Raw genomic sequence first — 22323 nt, 5'->3', positions numbered from 1 at the left:
AAAAGAGTGAACTGCTCTACAGCGGCAGCTGCGACTTTCGCAGAGCTTCCGCCGAGTAATGCTTGCGCTTGTCCTCATACATCAGAAGATCGGCGCGCTTGGCGACTGTTTCCAGTTTTTCGCCGGGCATGCTGGTGGCAGATCCCATCGAGAGTTCGATTTTCAGCTGTGAATAATACTGATTGTTGATATCGACCAGCCGACGAATATCTTCCATGACGGCCTCTGCACCGCGTTCATCGACATAGGGCAGCACGACTGCAAACTCGTCGCCGCCAATACGGGCCGCGTGGCCTGGCAGCTTGACGGCCTCATTCAGCACTTCACCGATGCGGCGCAACAAGCCGTCGCCACTCGCATGTCCAAGTTGGTCATTGGCCGCTTTCAAGCCATTGAGATCGATGATGATGATTGAGACAAGTGCGTGTCCCTTGCGCTCAAGACGGTTCAATTCATCAACATAGAAGGCACGATTATGCAGCTTGGTCAGCACATCATGCTTGCCAAGATATTCAAGATAGGCTTCGGCTTTCTTGCGTGCCGTAATGTCAGCAAGTGCGACCTGAACAAGCGACCAGTCTTCTTCATGGCCCGGTAGGACTGAAAATTGTAGAAGCAAATGCCGTTCGGTTCCGTCGAGTGCATAATTGACAACTTCACGGCGCTGAAACAGCACGCCATTCCAGAGATCAATCAGTTGCTCACGGAAATTGGTTTCCATATCGGCTTTGAAAACATTCGGCAGGTTTTGCAGAAGTGTCTTTTTGTCCGGTGCAAGAAACAGTTCGAGCGTTTCCCGATTTATATCCAAAACACGGATTTCGCTCATGCATTGGCGGACGAATTCCGGATGCACATCGGTGAAAACACGGAAATCAACAATGCCGCGCTCGCGGATATCGTTCATCAGCTGTTTGATACGGCTGAAGTCTTCCACCCAAAGCGAGACAGGCGAATGCTCAAACAGGCCTTCTGCATGCTGCTTGTGCTTGTTTTGCTGGCGTCGCGCCTCTTCACGCGCTGTCACGTCTTCGATGGACAAGAGAACGCGATCCCAGCTTTCCTCATGGCCCGGTAAAACCACGCCTTTGAGCTGGATGTCGAGACGCTTGCCGCCTAGCGAATAATTTACCGTATCGCTCATGAACGCGTTGCCGCCGTTCCAGAGCTGAACCATTTCATCAATATGCGGATCGAGCATGTCATCGCGGAACACGCGTTCCAGGTTTTCAATCAGATGATTGATGTCTCGCGCCTCATACAGAGACAGGGTCTTGCGATTGACTTTGATGACACGGATCAGGCTCGTGCAGATGCGCAAGCGGCTAGTGTCTTCTTTCAGAAAGGACTTAAGGTCCGTAACGCCGAGTGCACGCCATTGTTCGAACTGCGCGCGCAATCCGCTATAGTCCTCAAGCCACAGGGAAATTGGTGCCAGTTCGAAGACATTGGAACCGTCATTCAAGGCAGATTCAATATTCATGGTCGGCTCTAAACCTGAGGCGTTCCTGCTGTAAGCGCAGATCAAGCTGGAAAATAATCAACGCCTTATATTACGCGATGAAAAGATAGACCAGCGATTATGTAGGATGGCGCGTTTATTAACCAAAACTCGTAGCGATTGCTTAAAGGGCAGTTTGGTAGAGACAAGCCCATCAATAACAATTATCGATTGTAGAGAAGACTAATCATTGTTCATTTGTACTTTCGTCTTTTGTGTTGCCAAGGGGGCTTGGTCGACGAGAGTTGCCGGGGCGGGTTTGAGGGTAATGACGAAAAATGGATGAGCGGCTAAAGAGCCAGGAATTGCCTTTGGCGGTGGATCTCGACGGGACGCTCGTCGCTACGGATTTGCTTTGGGAGAGCGCTTTCGTTCTTCTGAAGCAGAACCCGCTTTATCTTTTTCTGATGCCGATCTGGCTCTTGTCCGGCAAGGCCTATCTCAAGCAGCAAATTGCGCGCCGCATCGTTATTGATGCTTCATTGTTGCCGTATCGTCAGGAGTTTCTTGATTATCTTCGTCAGGAACATGCCAACGGGCGCAGACTGGTTCTGGCGACCGCAGCAGCAGAGCCACTGGCGCAAGCGGTTGCTTCGGAGCTCGGTATTTTTGAGGCTGTTTTGGCCACGACAGGCAAAAACAATCTTTCTTCGCATCGCAAAGCGCAGGCTCTTACAGAACATTATGGCCCGAAAGGTTTTGACTATGCGGGTAACGACCGCGCCGATATAGCCGTCTTCGAAGCTGCACGGGACGTGATTGTCGTTGCCCCGGATCGCGCAGCTGCGCATTTTCAGAAAGCCAATGGTAGTCGGCTTTTTGAGAAAAGGGCAGCGGGCATCAAGCCGTATTTGAAAATGCTGCGAGTTCATCAATGGCTCAAAAACCTTCTGGTTTTTGTTCCCGCAATCCTCGCTCACACCATCTTCTTTCCCGAGGTGTTTCTGGCTTCTATCCTCGCGTTTATTGCGTTTTCTGCGGCTGCCTCGGCGATCTATATTCTTAATGATATCATTGATCTGCCGCTTGATCGCCAGCATGCCAGAAAGCGTTCGCGCCCCTTCGCAAGTGGTGCAATAAGCATTCCATTCGGGCTCAAGGTGTCAGCGCTGCTTTTGTTGATCGCAGCTGCAACCTGCTTTTTCCTGCCGCCGATTTTTGCGCTGGTTATCGGTCTCTACCTGGTTGCCACGACGGCCTATTCACTGGTGCTGAAGCGGGCGTTGCTGGTTGACGTCATCTGTCTTGCAGCACTTTATACTTTGCGGCTGTTGGGCGGAACAGCAGCGACCGAAATTCCACAGTCGTTCTGGCTGACGGCGTTTGCAATGTTCTTCTTCCTGTCGCTGGCGCTGGTGAAACGTTATGTCGAATTGCAGCATTCGACAGTTACAGAAAAAGACCGTATCGCTGGTCGCGGTTATCGTCCCGAAGATAGAGACATTGTTGGCCAAAGTGGCGTCGCTTCCGGCTTTACGGCTGTGGTGGTTCTGGCGCTTTACATCAACAGTGCCGCGGTTCAGGAGCTCTATACCTATCCATGGCTGATCTGGCCGCTGGTGCCCATCGTTCTTTACATCATCATCCGCGTATGGATCTTGGCGCATCGCAAGGAAATGGATGACGATCCCGTCGTGTTTCTCGCCAATGACTGGCGCAGTCAGGTAGTGATAGCCATTGGTGCAGTCTTGCTATTCGTATCCGGGATGCGATGATGGACCAATCGTTTGACAGTTTTGGACGCATAGATCGTCACAGGCGAAACGCCATTGCGTTCGATGATGTGTTTTCCAAGCTGGAAGGCCCGGAAAGTCTGCTCGCTTTTGGCAATGGCCGTTCTTATGGCGATAGCTGCCATAATGACGCAGGATTGCTTGTATCGATGCGGACCCACGCTAGGATCATAAGCTTCGATGTCCATACCGGCATTCTTGAAGCTGAATCCGGTGTGTTGTTGAGTGAAATTATCGAGGCAGTTGCTAAACAGGGTTATTTTCTGCCCGTAACCCCAGGCACGCGTTTTGTGACACTGGGCGGCGCGATTGCCAATGATGTGCATGGCAAGAACCATCATTTACGCGGCACTTTCGGTAGCCATGTGGAGAGCCTGGAGCTCCTGCGCTCTGATGGTGTGCATTACATCTGTTCGAGCGCCGAAAATGCCGAACTCTTTGCAGCAACAATTGGTGGCATGGGCCTGACCGGGCTGATCCTCAACGCCCGTATCCGTCTGATGCCGGTTGGCTCTCTCGATGTCGAGGAACGCATTACGCCGTTCCAAAACCTGTCCGAGTATTTCGCGATTGCGGAAGATTGCGACCGCCACAATGAATATGCGGTTGCCTGGGTGGATCAATTGGCGAGTGGTCGATCTGAAGGGCGTGGCGTGCTGTTGATTGGTAATCATGCGATCAACGGTAATCGTGCGGGGCAGAGCGGTGAGGCCAAACTTGGCGTGCCATTCGACTTACCGTTTTCAATGCTGAACGGGCCGAGCCTGACTGCGTTCAATAATCTTTATTACCATGCCAAACGCCGCAAACAGGCGCCACATCTGGTCAGCTTTGCGAGTTTCTTTTATCCGCTCGACGGGGTTAGGAACTGGAATAGGCTTTATGGCCCTGCAGGGCTTTACCAGCATCAGAGCGTGATACCGTTTGACCATGCTCAACGTGTTATTCCAGCCATGCTGGCTGCAAGTCGCGCGGCAGGTCAGGCGTCTTTCTTGACGGTATTGAAACGGTTTGGCGATCTGCGTTCGCCGGGACTCCTGTCGTTCCCGAAACCGGGCTATACTCTGACGATGGATTTCCCCAATCGAGGGCAGAAGACGCTCGCACTGCTTGGGCAGCTCGACAGCATGACGATTGAAGCAGGTGGGCGCGTCAATCCCTACAAAGACCAGCGCATGAGTTCTGAAACACTTAAGGCGGGCTTTCCAGAGTGGCAGCAGCTTGAAGACATGCGCGATGCGCGGTTCTGCTCCGATTTCTGGCGGCGTACCGCATTAAAAAATTAAATCACGGGACAGACGATGAAATATATCCCATTCATTCTCTTCACAGTCATGACCAACGCGGCAGCACAGCTGCTGCTCAAATATGGCATGATGTCATTTAGTAATGCCAGCTATACCGCGGATACGCTGATTTATAGGATATTTCAGATTGTCTTTAATCCGTGGGTTTTCGCTGGTCTGACCATGTTTGTGATTTCCATGGCATCACATATGTATGTGCTCTCAAAAGTCGATCTGTCTTTTGCCTATCCTTTTTTGAGCCTTGCCTATGTTGCCGTGGCAGTTTTCGCGTGGCTTTTGTTCAAGGAAGAACTGGGCGCCTACAAAATCGCGGGCATCGCTTTCATTTGCATCGGAACAGTGCTGATCGCACAGAGCGGTAAGACGCCGAATGCCGAACACAATGCGGCCGTTCACGACCGCTCACCAGTTTAGAGCGCGTTTCGATCTGATACGATCAGATCGGCGTTCTAGCTATTTGCTTTAACGCGCATCCTATCCGAAAGCCGGTTCACACTTTTCGGGATGCGCTCTAATTTTAAAGTCGGGGCAGGATTATGAGACATATTATTTTTGGTGGCGATGGCTTTGTGGGGCGCTATCTAGCTCCAATGCTTTTCGCCGATGGACATGAAGTCATTGTCGCGGATATCGTGAAAAGCGATCTTGCGCATTATAACGATGTGACATTTGTCCATACCGATGTGACTGACCCAGAGGCGATCCGCAAACTTGGCATTCGCGCCGATGACATGGTCTATAATCTGTCTGCCAAGATGCTGTCACCCCTTCAGGTGCGTGCCAAGCGTCACGATTTCTTCTTCCCGGTCAACTATTACGGTACGGAAAACATTATCAAGGCGATGGACGAAGCGGGCGCAAAACGCCTCGTGCATTTCACGACAGATATGGTCTATGGCCACACCTATGTCTGGCCGCAGAAAGAAGATCATCCCTGCAATCCGCTTGGTGAATATGGTTTGTCGAAATTCAAGACCGAGGAGCTGGCCGCTGAGTGGCGCACGCGCGGCATGAATATTTCGCTGTTCCGTCCACGTCTCATTATCGGACCGGGACGCCTTGGCATTCTCGAAAAGCTGTTCATGCTCATCGATAATAATCTGCCGGTTCCGATGATCGGCTCGGGCAAGAACCCTTATCAGTTTATTTCGGTGTTTGACTGCGCGTCGGCGGCTTATGCTGCCTATAAGGCGGGCGTTCCAAATGAGGTTTATAATCTCGGCTCGCTCAATCCGCCGCCGGTGCGTAAACTGCTCGGTGATCTGGTCAAGCATGCAGGATCAAAATCCATTCTGGTGCCGACCCCCGCATGGGCCGTGAAGCGCACGTTGGACTTCCTCGATTGGCTCAACAAGCCATTGATGGACCCGGAGCAATATCTGATTGCCGATGAAATGTGCGTTCTCGATGTTTCAAAAGGCCAACGGGAATTGGGCTGGATACCGCAATATCGTGATGAGGACATGCTGATCGCAGCCTATAGCGAATATCGCAAGAAACTTGCCGATGCATCGAAGGCGGCGTGAGGACCAAACCATGACAAAGACAGTTACGACACATGACACGGTTGCTGTTGCCAACCACACGCCCAAGCCCAAGCTTCTGACTGTAGAAGATGCCAAGGCGCTCGATCTGCCGCGCATGACCGAGCTTTTCACCGGACATCTTAACCCGGGACAGTTGCATTTCATGAAGCTGCTCGGATTTCACAAGGTGAAAATCGAACGTGCCGAAGGCATGTATTACTTTGATCAGAACGGTCGCAAGATACTTGATTTCTTCGGTGGCTTTGGCTCGCTTGCTCTTGGGCATAATCACCCACGCATTCTCGAAGCGCGCCGCAAGTTTCAGGAAGAAATGCGGCACGAAATTGCCATCGCCTTCATGTCGCAATATGCGGCCGCATTGGCTTATGACATTGCGGCCTGTTCGCCAGGCGATCTTGATATGGTCTTCTTAGGCTCGTCCGGTTCGGAAGCCATGGAAGCTGCGATCAAGGTTGCAGAACGTGCCGCAGGCCCTAAGAAGCCGAAGATTGTCTATGCTGAAAACTCTTTCCACGGAAAGACTAAGGGCGTGCTGTCGATCACCGATGGTGGGCTTTACCGCGGTGAGTTCAAGCTGGTCGATAATACGGTTCGCGTACCGTTCGGCGATATTGATGCCATTGAAAACGCGTTCCGTTCTGATCCGGAAATTGGCGTTATTGTGCTAGAAACCGTTCAGGGCGGCGGCGGAATCATTCAGGCCGATGCTGCCTTCTGGCAGAAGTTGCGTCAGCTTTGCGATCAGCATGGCGTGATCTGGGTGGCGGACGAAGTGCAGTGCGGTTTTGGCCGTACAGGCAAGTTCTATGCCTTTGAGCATTACGGCGTCATTCCCGATGTGACTGCCCTTGCCAAGTCGCTGGGAGGCGGCAAGACAGCGATGGCCGCGATGATTGCCAAGCGCGACGTCTATATGAAAGCTTACGGAACGCCGAAAACGGCGATGATCCATGCCATGGCGACCTTCGGTGGCATCGGTGAAGCCTGCATTACCTCGATTGAAACGATCAATGTGCTTTACGATGAGCATCTGATCGATAACTCGGCAGAAACCGGCGACTATCTGCTTGATCGTTTGAAAGAGCTGCACGGACGATATCCGACGCTTATCAAGGATGTCCGGGGCAAGGGCATGATGGTGGGACTTGAGTTCCATGACTTCTCTAAGGCCATGCCAATGGTACTTCGCCCTGTGCTCGCCATGCTTGACGACAAGTTGAAAGGCTCGCTACCTGGCTTTATTGGTAGCCATCTCTTGCGGGACCATGGCGTGCTGGTGGCTTTCACCGAGTATAATCGCAACGTGATCCGCCTTGAGCCGCCACTTATTTGCGGTCGCGCGCATGTTGATGAGTTCATCGCAGCGCTTGATGAGATTCTAGGGCGCGGTATCGTCGGTATCGTCAAGGATTTCGTGAAAGCGCAAATCAAGTAAAAAGAAAGGCCGGGTGGGTTCATCCGGCCTTTCGCTTTTCTTGCTCTATTTTTGCAAAATTCCGGGACGCAACAATAAGTCCCAGCATGCATCAAGTGGCACGACTTGGCGATCTTTGAGCGCGTCAGCGTAAATTTCCTGCAGGGCCAGACGGGTTGTTGTCATCGGACATTTGGGCTTTAGAACGCCGTCGGTTGCTTCGACCGCCGCTCTGGTTTCAGGCGTCATCGCGGGAACCGTGCGGAATGGATCAGCGCCGATCTGGATTTTCCGCGTGGCATCGCGGTTTAACAGCCACGGAAATGGATCGGTGAAGTCGAGTGTCATCAGCGTTTTGATATAAACGCCGGTCTTGCTCTCGAATTCTTTGAAGGCTTTGACTGCTTCATCGGCGGAGATGATCCAGTACATCTGATAATCGAGCTCTGAATAAAGCCGCCAGCTTGGCAGTTGTCCTTGCGTCGCCAATGCTTCGTAAGGCGCGGAATAATCGGCATAATGCACGGGTAGCAATTTCGCACGATCCATGATGTCCGGTCTGGCGGCCACCTGGCGCATGTTTTTAAGCTCCGTCACAGGTGGCTGGACATAGGTGGGTGCCACCGCAATTGCGCGCAAAGTCTTGTGTGTGACCTTGCTAAAGGTCGGGATAACGCAGAAGGCTGCCAGCACCAGAAACGCAATCTTAGCCTTGCCTTCAACATTTTTGACACGGTGGTAAATCATCAACAAAACCGGCCAGATGAAGATGAATTCCTGACTGCCAGTGTTTTGGGTTTCGAGAATGATGCCGCCGAGCAAAATGACTGCGAGCCATACGGAGTTGCGGTCAAAAAAATGAACAGAGGCCGCGCCGCGTGTCATTTCAATCCAGAAAAGCGCCAGAACAAGAATTGCGGTTGGCAGAATGACGTCCAGCTTACCCGATACGACCGTCAAAAATCGCGGCAGCAGCGCTCCTTCATTCAAAGCCAGAAGCTGCTCGATATCGGCAAGATAGGCCGAGATCATGTGGCCGTTTAGTTCGAGCGCAGCCAACCCGATCAGTGTTATGGCGGCAGCAATCAGAACTGTTTTCATGGACAAGCGTCCTGCAAGCAGTGCCGTCAGTCCGAATAGACCGCCAACCAGAAAGCCGGTGATCTTTGTGAGAAACAAAGCAAGCATTGCAACGGCGCAAAAGACTGCGAGCTTGCGGCCGTCGGCAATGAACATCAGACCGCATGTCAGTACATAAAGCAGTAGAGACACTTGCCGGTTATAGATGCCGAAGCCGTCGAGACCGGGATAGGACGTATAGGTTTGCACATTGGCAGGGAATATGGCGAAGGCCAGAAAAGGAATGAGAAGCGCAAAGGCGATGACGCGGTTTCTGCTTCCGACCTCGGTGAGAACTGCCGCCATGAGTGGAGCCGCCACGGCAAGCGTAGACCACTGGACAAGCAACAAGGATTGCGCTTGTGGAAATAGCTTCATGCCCCAGGAGAACAGGTAATATCCCAGCGGGCCTACCGGAGTGAAAAAATCAACCGAAGGAATCTGCCCGGTGTTGATGCGCTGTGCCGCATCAAGATAGAGATATGTATCCCAATACATAGGGCCAATTGGGACTGTCAGCGGGATGCTCAACAGGCCAATCAACGCGACAAGTACAAGCAACATCCAGAAGACTGGACCGCCGACAAAGCGGGTTCTTCTGTTCTTTATATCAGGCGCTGACGAGACTGAAACTTTCAAATTCTGCCCCCGCTCCTTTGAAATGGCTCTGTGTTATACCCTTTATAACGCGGATATGTTTAAAAACTCCGAAACACGCCTTGCGCTCACAATTTACGGCAATATGGTGCCGCAATCTTTTTAAATCGGAGTTGAATGTTGCAGAGCGTCGATGTTTTGGTGATAGGCGCTGGCGCTGCTGGCATGATGTGTGCGATCGAGGCCGCAAAGCGCGGCCGTTCGGTGGTGGTGCTGGATCACGCGAGAAAGCCCGGTGACAAGATCCGCATTTCTGGCGGCGGACGCTGTAACTTCACCAATATCTATGCAAGCCCGAAGAACTTTCTGTCGCAAAATCCGCATTTCTGCATCTCGGCATTAAGTCGTTATACGCAGCGTGATTTCATCAAGCTCGTAGACAAGCACCGTATCGCTTATCACGAGAAGACGCTTGGCCAATTGTTTTGCGATGGATCGGCCACGCAGATCATCGATATGCTGCTTGATGAAATGCACCGTTACGGCGCACGCTTATTGCTCGAAACTTCTGTCGAAAGCGTTGAGAAAACCGAGAGAGGTTTTGTTGTCCGGCATTCCGGCGGTACGGTTTCAGCGAAGTCGCTGGTCATTGCCACTGGCGGAAAATCAATTCCGAAGATGGGGGCGACGGGTTTTGGCTATGATGTTGCCACGCGTTTCGGCCTGCGTATTGTCGAAACACGCCCCGGGTTGGTACCGCTGACTTTCGAGCCGAATTTGCTCGAGCGTTTGAAGCCGCTTGCGGGTGTTGCCGTCGATGCTGTCGTTTCATGCAAGAAGACGAAATTTGCCGAGGCGATGCTGTTCACGCATCGAGGCATCAGTGGTCCCTCTATTCTGCAGATTTCATCTTACTGGCGTGAAGGCGACGAAATTGTCATTTCGATGCTGCCCAAGACAGATCTGTTTGAAGCTCTCAAAGAGCAGCGATCTAAAAACGGCAAGCAGGCACTGCAAACGGCTCTGTCGTTCTTTATTCCCAAGAAACTCGCCCAGCTTATCGCTGCAGATTTTCCCGCGACTAATCTTGCCGATCTGTCGGACGCCGTATTGCGGCGTGCTGCATCTGCGGTCAACGGCTGGCACGTGAAGCCAGCCGGTTCGGAAGGTTATCGGACGGCTGAAGTCACATTGGGTGGAGTTGATACGCGCGATCTCGATTCCAAAACCATGGAAGCCAAAAATGTACCGGGCCTTTATTTCATCGGTGAAGTGGTTGATGTCACTGGCTGGCTTGGCGGCTATAATTTCCAGTGGGCTTGGTCGTCCGGTTGGTGTGCGGGGCAGGTAGCTTAAGGTTTAACCAGACTGTCGGCGAGCTTCGGCGGATATTCGAGTTCGATTTCATTCTCGCCGTAGATGAAACTGCCGAGGCCGGGGCCTGTGATTATTGGGCGGACACGATACTTGCCGGGCATAAGGTTCGTCGGGAAGAATAAAGGATAGGCGTCCTGCCCGTCATTATCGTGATAAATCACAAATTGTCCGTCGCGCTTCTCAATCGGATTGTCGTCGAGCATATGGCTTTCGCCGGGCGTGAGCGTCGTGTCGGAGATATCGTAGAGCTTATGAGCTAGTCGCGTGCCGTTATCTCCGTTGAAGAGAAGAAAAAGCTCAGCATTCGACAATTGGATTTCCGTATCGCTGGTGTTCTTCATCGTCAGCGTGAAGAGGTTGCGATAATAATCGGGGTTTTCCGTTGTATCTTTGTAGTCGGAAAGGCCGAGGGAAGCCGTTTGCGGTTTGGTTCCGTCAGCATCATAATGGGCGACGAGGTCATAGGCTTCTTTAAGCGATACCCAGCCGCCGGGCAGGTTGTCGCTGCCTTCGCGGGCGAATTTCATGAAGTCGCCACTGAAAGCAAGGATACGAACGCTTTCGCCTTTGACAAGATGGCCAGGCGTTCTGCTTTGCAGATCAGCTGCACTATATATTTCGAGCGTAGTTACTGGGACTTCCCAGCTGTTCTCTGCTTCATCGCTGGCAATGACTGTTTCCAGAGTGATGTTGCCCTGCCGGTCATACGAGACCATGCGGGCGGGGCGGTCGAGATAGGGCCAATGCCAGATTTCTTCCTTCGGGCTCGATTGTTCCAGCAAATTTGCACCGCCGTTGGGGTCGATCCGCACAACATCGATGCGCGCATCTTCGCCCTCAAAACTACAGCTGCTTTTGATCGCTTCCCTGCTTTCGATTAACTCAATATTCCATAGAGCGCCGCAGTTAAGCCGCTCGCTGAAATCTTCCGTAAAATTGAGCGCCGCATAAGATTTTGTTGTTGGCTTATAGAGAAAAAGACCAAACCCAATATCGGGACTCTCGCTTGTACTTGCGCCAAGCGCCACATCGGGAAATCCATCGAAATTGAAATCTGCAACTGTGAAGCTTGGTTCACCGTCGAAATTTGCGGCCCATTCGGCATCAATCATCATGAGTTCCGACCCATCGGGCTGAACAATGACGTAACCATTCTCGGTTGTAGCAATTTGCGCTGCGACACCCGCCTCCGGCGTCAGTCGCGGCAATTCCTCCGCAGCGAAAGACGCGGTTATTGACCCAACAGTGAAACAAACAAGGGCAAGTCCAAACAGAGAAGGGCGGGAAAGCTGTGTCATCTTGAACGCATTTTTATCAAAGGATTAAGCCTGTTTACATGATCCCGCCATAAAGTGGGAGTGACAGCTTTCATTATCTGCATGCTGATTCAAATGTTTAAGTGTGTCGTCCGGTCGCGCTTGATGGAAGCTGCTTGTTCCCTGGGTGCGATTCGCGTATCGCCTAGAAGAACGGATGAGGATGGAGGTCGTCCGAATGCCGCAAAGAAATTCCCCCCTAGCGCCGTTTCAGTATGGAACTTTTCGCGCCTTATGGTCTGCAACGCTATTTTCAAACCTGGGCGGTCTTGTGCAGACTGTCGGTGCGGGCTGGATGATGGCCACCATTGCGCGTTCGGATGATATGGTCGCGCTGGTTCAGGCCTCCACTACTTTGCCGGTGATGATCTTCTCGGTTGCGGCAGGCGCGCTTGCGGATAACTTCGACCGCCGCCGCATCATGCTCACCGCCCAGATTCTCCTGCTCGTCATCTCGGTTGCGCTTGCAGCTTTCGCCTATCTGGGCATGCTGACACCATGGATGTTGCTCGGCTTCACCTTTCTCATCGGTTGTGGTGGTGCTTTGCATAATCCGTCGTGGCAGGCATCGATGGGCGACATTGTTCCCAGAACAGATTTGCCTGCAGCAGTTGCTCTTAATTCCATGAGTTTCAATCTGATGCGCAGCATCGGTCCGGCAATTGGTGGCGCTATTGTTGCGGCAGCGGGTGCCGCGTTTGCTTTCATCTTCAATGCCTTCAGTTACTGCGCGCTTATTCTAGCGCTTTGGCGCTGGCAACCTCAGACGACGAAATCCACGTTGCCGCGCGAAGCATTAGGGCCTGCAATGGTCGCCGGGCTGCGCTATGTGGCTATGTCGCCAAATCTTCTAAAAGTCATGTTTCGCGGCTTTCTGTTCGGTCTGTCTGCGATTGTCATTCTTGCACTGTTGCCGCTTGTGGCACGTGACCTCGTTAAAGGCACAGCGCTGACATATGGCATCATGCTCGGTTTTTTCGGGATTGGTGCGATCGGTGGCGCTCTTTCAAGCGCCCGACTGCGCGAACTTCTCGGCAATGAGTGGTTGGTGCGGGGCGCTTTTGTCGCTTTTGCGCTCAGCTGTCTTTTGCTCTCGGTGAGCCGCAGCATCTGGATGAGCTGTATTTTCCTGCTGCCTGCAGGATTGTCATGGGTTCTCGCGCTTTCCCTGTTTAACGTGACTGTGCAGCTTTCAACCCCGCGATGGGTGGTTGGCCGTGCGTTGGCACTCTACCAGACGGCCACGTTCGGTGGCATGGCGGCGGGCAGTTGGCTGTGGGGTTCGGTTGCCGATGAATTCGGCGTTCCGGGAGCCTTGTTGGCGGCAGCCGGCGTTTTGCTCTTCGGTGCGCTCGTCGGTTTTTTGCTGCCACAGCCGGAATTTGAATCGCTTAATCTCGATCCGCTCAATCGCTTCAGCGAACCGCAGTTGCGCTTAGACCTACGGTCGCGCAGTGGCCCGATCATGATCATGGTCGATTATAAAATCGCTCAGGAAGATGTGCAGGCGTTTCTTGGGGCAATGGCGCTGCGGCGACGCATTCGCATTCGCGATGGCGCACGACAATGGGCCTTGCTGCGCGATCTGGAAAATCCGGAAACATGGACGGAAAGCTATCACGTTCCGACATGGGTGGAATATGTGCGCCACAATCAGCGACGTACGCAATCTGACGCGGAAGTGTCAGAAAGACTGCTTGCTCTGCACAAGGGGACAACGCCCCCTCTGGTCCATCGCATGATCGAGCGGCAGACTGTGTCTATCCATGATGACATGCCGCTAAAGGCACATCTCGATTTGACGTGATGCGGGCATACCAAGGCGCTAAGATATAGACGCATCATGTCTGGCAAATATTCATTCTCTACAAAGGCTTACCAACATCCAATGACTTGCACGCATCGGATGTTGGTATCAGTTTCAGGCCGTTGAAAATTCGGTCTTTGCAATCTGGTTGCGACCACTCTTTTTGCTCGTGTAAAGCTGATGGTCGGCGTGCTGCAGCCAAAGTGATCCGCCCATATCAGGATGGGTGCGTGCAGATGCGATCCCCATGCTGACGGTTACGTTCGTGCTGACTTCCGAGCCGGGATGCGGAATATTTAGCGACTGGATCTGAAACTGGATTTCATGTGCTGTGGCTAAAGCGGTTTCGGGGTCCGCACCGGGCAGAACACAGGCAAATTCTTCGCCGCCATAGCGCGCCGTCATACCCGAAACCTTATGCACAGCACGGTTCAGAGCGGCCGCAACCATGGCAATGCATCGATCGCCTTCAGGATGACCATAGGTGTCATTGAAGAGCTTGAAGAAATCGATATCGAGCATGATGACCGAAAGCCATGCGCCCGCAGGCGCAAGACGCGAGATTTCTCCTGCAAGAATGACTTCCAGCTGACGGCGGTTGCTAAGACCCGTCAAAGCATCGGTAACAGCCATCTGGGCCAGCTGGTCGCGTAGACGCTTGAGCTCGATATGATTGGACACGCGCGCGCGCAACACGACCGGATTGATCGGTTTTGTTACATAATCGATGGCACCCAGCGAAAGGCCGCGAACCTCTGCTTCCTGATCATCAAGACCTGTCGTGAAGATAACCGGCACGTCAGCCAGCAGGCGATCATTCTTCAGGCGGATGCAGACTTCATAGCCATCGACACCCGGCATCATGACATCCAACAAAATCAGATCGGGTAAAACTGAGCGCGCAACTTCCAGCGCCTGTTCACCAGATGTGGCAAAACAGATTTCATAATGGTCTTCCAGCACCGCGTTCATGATCTCGATGTTTGAAACTTCGTCATCGACGATCAGGACGGTTGCACGATCAGGCATTTAATTTACTCCGGTAGTGTTTAGATCGCCGCTTGGTTTTTATGATCTGGGGCGAATTCTAGAACGTCGATCCGATTCAATCAGATCGACGTTCTAACTCTTTATTTTAACGCTCATCTTGCCCGAAAACTGCTTCGAACTTTTGCTGGAACTGTTTCAGTTTGCTGGAGGAAGTTCTTCGGCAAAGGCTTCGTCCAGACTACGCAGGGCCTGCTCATAATCGAGCTTGTCCAGCGCAGCTTTTGCCGTGCGTAAAGCTTCCGCTTTGTTGCCTTGCTCGGCGTTTGAGCCGAGCATTTGGAGCAACGCATCGAAACTGCTGCGCGCGCGCATGCTCCGGCGCGTGAGGTAGTCGCGCAGCATCGTCACTGCGGATGCAATATCTGCGGTCTGAGCGCTCGTATTTGTCTGCTGTTGCGGCGCGGTCACCTTATCCTTCAGGCTGGCTGCAGCCTTCAAGGCGGGCTTCATGGCGGAGTTGAGCGCCGAAAGCGTGGGCTCCAGACCGACCAGCTGTTCATTGGCTATTGCCAGTTCCACCTCAGCAGAAATACGCGCAATTTCTGGTAATTCCAGAGATGCTGCAACACCTTTGAGCGTATGGGCAAGGCGTCGTGCTCCAGTCAGGTCACCCTTGGCAATCTGATCCATCAGGGATTCGATGACATTCGCAAAATCATCATGGAAACTTATGATGAGGCGACGCAGAAGAGCCCGTTTTCCGTTCACCCGCACGAGTGCTCGTGTGAGGTCGAATGGCGGAAGGCGGTCAGGAAGATCGGTCTGAGTGACCTCGATCTGGCTGTCCTGCGGTTGGGCGACGGTAAGATCCACCCGGCGTGGCTTCATCCAGCGCTCAAGTGTTCCGATAAGCACGCTTGGATCGATTGGTTTGGCCACATGATCGTTCATGCCAGCTTCGGCACATCTGCGGCGCTCTTCTTCATAAGCATGTGCGGTCAGAGCGATGATTGGCAGGGCATCAGGGCTCCAGTCGCGACGAATATGACGCGTGGCTTCCAGACCGTCCATTTCGGGCATTTGAACGTCCATCAGCACGGCTGAATAGAGCGAACCAGATCGCGCAACGCTTTCGCAGGCAATACGCCCGTTCTCGGCGGTATCAACATCAAGGCCTGCATCACAAAGGAGCTGATAAGCGATTTCGCGATTGATCGCATTGTCTTCAACGAGCAAAACATGCGCGCCACGCAGCGGCTCTGCAATCAATTCTGAATCCCGTGCAGCTTCCTTGGCATCTTTCGATAGCGGGAAAAGCATATTCAGCGTTTGCAGTATCTGCTGAGCTTCGATTGGCTTTGGCAGATAGGCTGCGATACCGGCGCGCGAAGCTTTTTCCTTGAACTCATCACTACCATAGGCAGTTATCAGAACGATTTCGGGCAGTTTGGCGAGCTTTGCATTGGCATACAGGCTACCCACTGTTTCCATGCCATCCATACCGGGCATTTTCCAGTCGAGCAGCAACAGATCATAGGGCTGGCCGCGCTGGAATGCTGTTTCCAGTGCGCCAATAACCTCGGTACCTGATGCGACCAGATCGACCTGGATCGACCAGTCCGCGAATATGCTCTGTAAAATTTCGCGAGAAGCCGGATTGTCGTCCGCTACAAGTATCCGAAGCTTCTGGATATGCGCTTGTGGCTTTTCGACAATGGAATGCGCGCGATCCACATTACTCAGAGTGGTTGTAACGGTGAAGACGCTGCCCTTGCCGGGGGTGCTGAGTACGGTGATGTCACCGCCCATCTGCTCGGCAATTTGCTTGCTGATGACCAGTCCAAGTCCGGTGCCGCCAAAGCGGCGTGTGGTGGAGCTATCGGCCTGCGAGAAAGAGCTGAACAGCTTGGATTGCTGGTCAGGTGTCATGCCAATGCCGGTATCTGCAACGGCAATCTGCAGGCTGTAATCGCCACTATCCGTCGGCTTGCCGCTTACGCGCAGAGTAACGGAACCATTCTCGCTGAACTTGATGGCATTGCTCATCAAGTTGAGGAGCACTTGCCCAAGGCGCATTTCATCGCCGACAAGGCGTTCCGGTACGCCCTGATCAATATGCAGGCTCACTGCCACGTTCTTGGCGCGGGCATCGGCACTTGTAATCTGCAATTTGCGATCAAAGAGGGCACGCAATTCGAACGGCCGGTTTTCCAATGTGAGTTTGCCCGCATCGTTCTTGGAAAAATCCAGAATGTCATTGATCAGGCGCAGCAGCGAGCCACTGGCACCATTGATCTTGGAAAGGTAATCGCGCTGGCGCTCGGTCATGTCGGTGCGGAGCATCAGATGGCAAAAGCCCAAAATCGCATTGAGCGGCGTGCGGATTTCATGGCTCATATTGGCCAGGAACATGCCCTTGGCCTTGTAAGCCTGTTCAACTTGGGCAGAGCGTGTTTCAATCTCGGCATTTTTAATCATGATCTCATCGCGCATCTTGCTGATGCTGTTGACGCAAGCGACAAGCATATCGCAGAACCAGACAAGAACGGCTGCCTGAAAGGCTACAATCACAGCGTGAATCATCACTCGGCGAATATCGCTGCCCGTTGGGAAGACGAGGGATGGCAGCAGATAGTCGAGGGTCAGATGGTGCAATGCAACTGCGACGGCTGCAATGATGGTTGCTCTGCGGTCGCACCAGCCAATGGTGAGTGCGAGCATGGCAAAGAAATACATATGCATGTCCATCTGCCAGATGTGCCCACGAAGCAGATAGAGCAGAATTGCAGGCTCAGCCACGAGAGCTACAGCAGACAAAAAGCGGGTTGCGGGCGCGATATCGGCGCGCCACCACATCAGATTATAGCTTGCGGCAAGGAAAGCTCCTGCAAGCGCCCCGCCGAGGATGGAAGCACCGGTTCCATATGCGATGACCGCGAACAGCGGAACATGCAGCCAGAAAAGAATCACCAGAAAGCGCGCAAAGCGTCTGCGAATATCATCAAGCTCAATGATCATGGATTAGGCCCCGGTAACAGCAAGGTCAAAACAGCTGGACAGCTGTGTGGGTTCAAAGACGAGCCACGCGCCTGCATTGTAAAGTGCGTCGATTGCGTCAGGTCGTGCGGCATGTACAACCACAACGTTCATTCGCTCATTGAAGGAAAGGATCTGTACATCGGCTTTGCTAAGCAGCGTTGCCACTTGTGAGACATTCGCCCATGGCTGCATGAGGACGGCAAACTGACCGTTCTCGCCACTTGGGGAAAGCATCGCATAGATGAGTGCTGTGAGGCCAATCACGAAAAGGGCTATGGCTGGCAGCATGTCTAACATGCGCCATTTTGACTGCGCTAAATGGGAGCTCATGTGTCTGTATCCGCAATTCAACACGCCTTTGACGTTACCGCTTCATAGTATATAAAAAAGCGCGTGTCTTGCTGTATGTGCTAATTTAAGATTGTATTATTTGGTGATCGCCGAGGCGTAATTAACCACTCGTTTAAGAACGCACTCCGAAAAGTGTGCGACCGTTTTTTGGATAAGATTCGCGTCAGATCAAATGCGCTCTATTGGTCCTGTAACGCGGCAAGGGACGTCGTACATCGAATTTACGGCCTTTCAACATAATGCTTTGCGCTTTGTCTTTTCATTTTTGAGTGACGAGCGGTACGCTGAATATCAGCCCAAATTATGATTTGAGTATACCCTTTAGTTGAATGCCTCCAACTGTCGCCTTGCATTTTACGTGAATCGGACCGCTATTAATTGTCAATGACTTTTATGTTGTGCAGAATTTTGCTTTACGTACCTCAAAGCCGACGTTAAGGTTGCACAGTGAAGCTTTGGGAGGAGTTCACATGCAATTGGAAATTCAAACAATCAGAAGTCTCGACAGGCGCTTAAGCTTTAGTGCTTGCGCTGGTGCGCGCGTATGAACGCGAGCCGAAACGAGCATGGCGTGCCGCTTCTGGAGGCGGTTTCGCTGTCGAAATCGTTCGGACCTGTTCAGGTTCTGAAAAGTATAAATCTCAGCATTTATGGCGGCGAAGTTCACTCAATTATCGGTGAAAACGGTGCGGGTAAATCGACGCTGATGAAGCTGCTTGCGGGTAATGAGCGCCCAACCAGCGGTGAAATCCACATCGATGGCAAACCGATCTTGTTTTCGGGTCCAGTGGAAGCAGAAGCGCAGGGCATTGTTCTGGTGCATCAGGAAATCCTGTTGGCGCCTGATCTGACTGTCGCCCAGAATATTTATCTGGGACGCGAACTTTCCAAAGGCCTTGTTGTTGATGACAAATCCATGCGCGAAGGCGCACGCAAAGCTATTCATGATCTTGGTGCGGATATCAATCCCGATGCCATCGTGGGGAGCCTTTCCATCGCACAGCGCCAGCTTGTGCAGATCGCTCGCGTTTTGCTCGTGCCGCATCGTGTGGTGATCTTTGACGAGCCAACGGCTTCGCTTACTCCGGTCGAAACTGAGGCGCTTCTGAAAGTCATTTGTGACATTCGCGCCAAAGGCGTCGCGGTTCTTTATATTTCGCATAGACTGCCGGAAGTGAAAGAGATTTCGGATCGCGTGACAGTCTTGCGCGATGGTACGCTGGTGGCTGCGCATATGGCATCTGAGCTGCAGCCAAACGACATGGCCCGGCTGATGGTTGGGCGCGATGTTGCTAAGCTTTACCCTGATCGCGCTGCACGTCACGGACAGGAGCCAGTGCTCGAGGTCGATGATTTCAGCGTTCCTGGCCATGTTAAAACAGCAAGTTTTACGTTGAGCAAAGGCGAAATCCTGGGCTTTGCAGGGTTGGTCGGTGCGGGTCGAACGGAATTGATGGAAGGCATTGTTGGGCTGCGGTCTGGCAAGGGTCAGGTCCGTCATAATGGAAAGCCTGCAAATTTCCGCAATGCTCAAGAAAGTCTTTCCGCTGGCATCGCCTATCTGAGCGAAGATCGCAAAGGCAAGGGGCTGTTGCTTGCCAAGGACCTCGGGATCAATCTGACGCTCGCTTCGATCAGCAAATTCGTCCGGGGCTTGCAGATTGATCGGCGTAAAGAACGCACGGCACTCGACGATGCAATCAAAGAGTTCGATATCCGCACTGGCCGCAAGGATATTCTTGCCGGGCAGCTTTCTGGCGGCAATCAGCAAAAGCTTCTGTTGGCAAAGATGATGATGCTCAACCCGTCTATCGTCATCATTGACGAGCCGACCCGAGGCATCGACGTGGGCACCAAAGAACAAATCTATCAGTTCATTGCCAATTTGGCCGACGAGGGTAAATCGATCATCGTCGTATCGTCTGAAATGCCTGAACTCATTGGCGTATGCGACCGGATCGTCGTCATGCGCGAGGGCAGAGTTGCAGGCGAAGTGACAGGCGAACGCATGACCGAAAATGACATCGTTGTCTTAGCAACTGGCGTCAGCACAGAAGCAGCGGCTTAAATAAAAAAGGGGAGTAAATGACTGACGTAGTTACCGATAAAAGTAGAGTGCCGAAAACGTCCAAAGATTGGGATCTGAGGGCTGTTGCGCCTTTTATTGCGCTGCTTTTGCTGCTTGTTCTGGGGACAATTGCCAATCCAAATTTTATCAGCATCGACAACTTGTTGAATGTTGCGACGCGTAGCGCCTTCATTGCAATCATCGCGCTTGGTGCCACCTATGTAATCTCATCGGGTGGGCTGGATTTGTCGGTCGGTGCTATGGCGGCCTTTGTTGGCAGTATCATGATCATGTTCATGAACAGCGGCGTTATTGCCGATCCTGTGATGATGCTGATCGCAGCTGTGCTTCTGGCCGTTGTAGTGGGCGCGCTTTGCGGTCTGACAAATGGATTGATCACAACGCTTGGTGGCATAGAACCGTTTATCGCTACGCTGGGTACGATGGGTATCTACCGTGGTCTGACGACTTGGCTGTCGCAGGGCGGAGCAATCACCTTGCGCAATCCTGACATTCAGGCGCTTTACAGACCTGTCTATTTCGGTTCCGTTTTTGGTGTTCCGATCCCGGTTATTGCGATCTTTGTAACGGCAGCGATAGCGGCGTTCGTACTCTACCGCACCCGCTATGGTCGCCATGTGATTGCAGTGGGTTCCAGTGAAGATGTTGCGCGTTATTCCGGTATTTCCGTCAAGCGTGTTCGCACTATTGCCTATATTGTGCAGGGTCTTTGCGTGGCAGTTGCAGTGCTTCTTTATGTACCGCGACTGGGGTCCACATCGGCAACAACAGGCATGTTATGGGAACTGCAGGCGATCACGGCAGTCGTTGTCGGCGGTACGGCGTTGCGGGGCGGCGTGGGGCGTGTCTGGGGCACGATCTGCGGTGCATTCATTCTGGAAATTGTCGGCAATATCATGCTGCTTTCCAACTTCATCAGCGAATATCTGATCGGGGCCATTCAAGGGGCGATCATCATCATAGCCATGCTGGTGCAACGGTCGCTGTCGCGACGATAAAATCCAAGGCGTGATAGGTAACTTCATCGCGCCTTGGACAATGAGTTTGACGGGATTGAAGGGGCGGTCCGGTCACAGAGGGATAAAGCCCCCTGAACATTTGGGAGGAAATAATGCGAGGAAAACTTTTAGGCGTTGCTTTTGCAACATTGGCGGCCGGTGCGCTGGCCTTTACAGGCATTGCAGGCGCGCAGGACAAGAAGGTCACGATCGGCGTATCTATTCCAGCAGCCGACCATGGCTGGACTGCTGGTGTGGTCTATCATGCCGAACGTGTGGCCAAGCTTCTGATGCAAGAGCATCCGGGCCTCAACGTGATCGTCAAGACATCGCCGGATGCGGCCAGTCAGGCAAACGCATTGCAGGATCTTGCCGTTCAGGGCCTGGACGGTCTGGTCGTTCTGCCATCCGATCCCGATCCACTGGTAAATGCTATCAAGGAGATCAAGGATAAGGGCACGTTTGTGGCATTGGTCGATCGCGCACCAAGCAACAACGACAACTCCATCCGTGATCTTTATGTGGCGGGTAACAATCCCGCGCTTGGTCAGGTTGCTGGTGAATACATCAAGAAGACCACGCCAGACGCACAGGTCGTCGTCATTCGCGGCCTGCCGATCCCTATCGATCAGCAGCGTCAGGACGGCTTTGACAAGGGTATCGAGGGTTCGAATGTCAAGATTCTTGATCGCCAGTATGGCAACTGGAACCGCGACGATGCATTCCGTGTGATGCAGGACTTCCTGACGAAATATCCTAAGATCGATGTTGTCTGGTGTCAGGATGATGACATGGCCGTTGGCGTGCTTGAAGCAATCAAACAGGCTAACCGTGAAGATATCCAGTATGTTATCGGCGGTGCTGGTTCCAAGGATATGATCAAGAAGGTCATGGATGGCGACAAGCTAATGCCCGTCGATGTTCTTTATCCACCTGCGATGGTTTCAACTGCTATGCAGCTTGCTGCCGGTCACTTCTACGACCAGATTCCAGTAAGCGGCAACTATATCCTCGACGCCACATTGGTGACCAAGGATAACGCCGAGCAGTTCTACTTTCCGGATTCTCCGTTCTAATATTCATATACGCGTCCGCTTTGGCGGACGCGTAGTTTGTCGCTTGATTTAGAGCGCATCCC

At 52.6% G+C, this 22323-nt stretch carries 16 protein-coding genes; 10 read left to right on the top strand and 6 right to left on the bottom strand.

The window, feature by feature from the left end; all coding sequences use genetic code 11:
• Positions 1-16: 16 nt before the first annotated feature.
• The gene (locus QBD00_RS11640; protein WP_151091097.1) at positions 17-1483 is read right to left on the bottom strand and encodes a GGDEF domain-containing protein; all 1467 of its coding nucleotides are present in this window, start codon (positions 1481-1483) and stop codon (positions 17-19) included.
• 296 nt (positions 1484-1779) lie between these two features.
• Here QBD00_RS11640 and QBD00_RS11635 point away from each other — a divergent pair, with 296 nt between their 5' ends.
• From QBD00_RS11635 to QBD00_RS11615, 5 genes are all read left to right on the top strand, one after another.
• The gene (locus QBD00_RS11635) at positions 1780-3216 is read left to right on the top strand and encodes a UbiA family prenyltransferase (RefSeq protein ID WP_318579561.1); all 1437 of its coding nucleotides are present in this window, start codon (positions 1780-1782) and stop codon (positions 3214-3216) included.
• Positions 3216-4520 carry an FAD-binding oxidoreductase gene (locus tag QBD00_RS11630; RefSeq protein WP_151091306.1) on the top strand — a complete coding sequence of 435 codons (1305 nt, stop codon included), beginning with the start codon at positions 3216-3218 and terminating at the stop codon, positions 4518-4520. Before QBD00_RS11635 ends, QBD00_RS11630 begins: the two co-directional genes overlap by 1 nt.
• A gap of 15 nt (positions 4521-4535) precedes the next feature.
• Entirely contained in the window at positions 4536-4955 is a 420-nt protein-coding gene (locus tag QBD00_RS11625; protein ID WP_151091095.1) for an EamA family transporter, read from the top strand.
• Between the two features lie 122 nt (positions 4956-5077).
• Positions 5078-6067, top strand: coding sequence for an NAD(P)-dependent oxidoreductase (locus QBD00_RS11620; RefSeq protein ID WP_318579560.1), 990 nt, complete (start codon positions 5078-5080; stop codon positions 6065-6067).
• Positions 6068-6077: 10 nt separating this feature from the next.
• Complete coding sequence (locus QBD00_RS11615; protein WP_318579559.1) at positions 6078-7523, top strand: aspartate aminotransferase family protein; 1446 nt, start codon at positions 6078-6080, stop codon at positions 7521-7523.
• 45 nt (positions 7524-7568) lie between these two features.
• On the opposite strand, the gene QBD00_RS11610 is transcribed toward QBD00_RS11615, so the two are convergent.
• Positions 7569-9230, bottom strand: a complete 1662-nt coding sequence (locus QBD00_RS11610) for a hypothetical protein (protein WP_412535019.1) — start codon at positions 9228-9230, stop codon at positions 7569-7571.
• Between the two features lie 168 nt (positions 9231-9398).
• On the opposite strand from QBD00_RS11610, the gene QBD00_RS11605 reads away from it, so the two are divergent.
• Positions 9399-10574, top strand: coding sequence for an NAD(P)/FAD-dependent oxidoreductase (locus tag QBD00_RS11605; protein WP_318579661.1), 1176 nt, complete (start codon positions 9399-9401; stop codon positions 10572-10574).
• Here QBD00_RS11605 and QBD00_RS11600 read toward each other — a convergent pair.
• Positions 10571-11893 (bottom strand): hypothetical protein, encoded by a 1323-nt coding sequence (locus QBD00_RS11600; protein ID WP_318579558.1) that lies wholly within the window; start codon positions 11891-11893, stop codon positions 10571-10573. The genes QBD00_RS11605 and QBD00_RS11600 overlap by 4 nt on opposite strands.
• 196 nt (positions 11894-12089) lie before the next feature.
• Here QBD00_RS11600 and QBD00_RS11595 point away from each other — a divergent pair, with 196 nt between their 5' ends.
• Positions 12090-13718, top strand: a complete 1629-nt coding sequence (locus tag QBD00_RS11595; RefSeq protein ID WP_151091092.1) for an MFS transporter — start codon at positions 12090-12092, stop codon at positions 13716-13718.
• Positions 13719-13832: 114 nt separating this feature from the next.
• On the opposite strand, the gene QBD00_RS11590 is transcribed toward QBD00_RS11595, so the two are convergent.
• The 3 genes from QBD00_RS11590 to QBD00_RS11580 all read right to left on the bottom strand — a co-directional run bounded on the left by QBD00_RS11590 (position 13833) and on the right by QBD00_RS11580 (position 18077).
• Positions 13833-14747 carry a diguanylate cyclase gene (locus tag QBD00_RS11590; protein ID WP_151091091.1) on the bottom strand — a complete coding sequence of 305 codons (915 nt, stop codon included), beginning with the start codon at positions 14745-14747 and terminating at the stop codon, positions 13833-13835.
• A 156-nt stretch (positions 14748-14903) separates the two neighbouring features.
• Positions 14904-17726: a response regulator gene (locus QBD00_RS11585; protein WP_318579557.1), complete on the bottom strand. Its 2823-nt coding sequence runs from the start codon at positions 17724-17726 to the stop codon at positions 14904-14906.
• 3 nt (positions 17727-17729) lie between these two features.
• Positions 17730-18077 (bottom strand): hypothetical protein, encoded by a 348-nt coding sequence (locus QBD00_RS11580; RefSeq protein WP_318579556.1) that lies wholly within the window; start codon positions 18075-18077, stop codon positions 17730-17732.
• Positions 18078-18642: 565 nt separating this feature from the next.
• Between QBD00_RS11580 and QBD00_RS11575 the strand changes: the two genes are divergently transcribed.
• The 3 genes from QBD00_RS11575 to QBD00_RS11565 all read left to right on the top strand — a co-directional run bounded on the left by QBD00_RS11575 (position 18643) and on the right by QBD00_RS11565 (position 22261).
• The gene (locus QBD00_RS11575) at positions 18643-20166 is read left to right on the top strand and encodes a sugar ABC transporter ATP-binding protein (protein ID WP_318579555.1); all 1524 of its coding nucleotides are present in this window, start codon (positions 18643-18645) and stop codon (positions 20164-20166) included.
• A 17-nt stretch (positions 20167-20183) separates the two neighbouring features.
• Positions 20184-21185 (top strand): ABC transporter permease, encoded by a 1002-nt coding sequence (locus tag QBD00_RS11570; protein ID WP_095445010.1) that lies wholly within the window; start codon positions 20184-20186, stop codon positions 21183-21185.
• A gap of 113 nt (positions 21186-21298) precedes the next feature.
• The gene (locus tag QBD00_RS11565) at positions 21299-22261 is read left to right on the top strand and encodes a substrate-binding domain-containing protein (RefSeq protein WP_151091087.1); all 963 of its coding nucleotides are present in this window, start codon (positions 21299-21301) and stop codon (positions 22259-22261) included.
• Positions 22262-22323 lie beyond the last annotated feature (62 nt).

This window comes from Ochrobactrum sp. AN78 (assembly GCF_029909885.1).
GTDB lineage: Bacteria > Pseudomonadota > Alphaproteobacteria > Rhizobiales > Rhizobiaceae > Brucella > Brucella quorumnocens.
The sequence above is the reverse complement of the archived record's forward strand: the minus strand, read 5'-3'. Positions and strand labels throughout refer to the sequence as shown.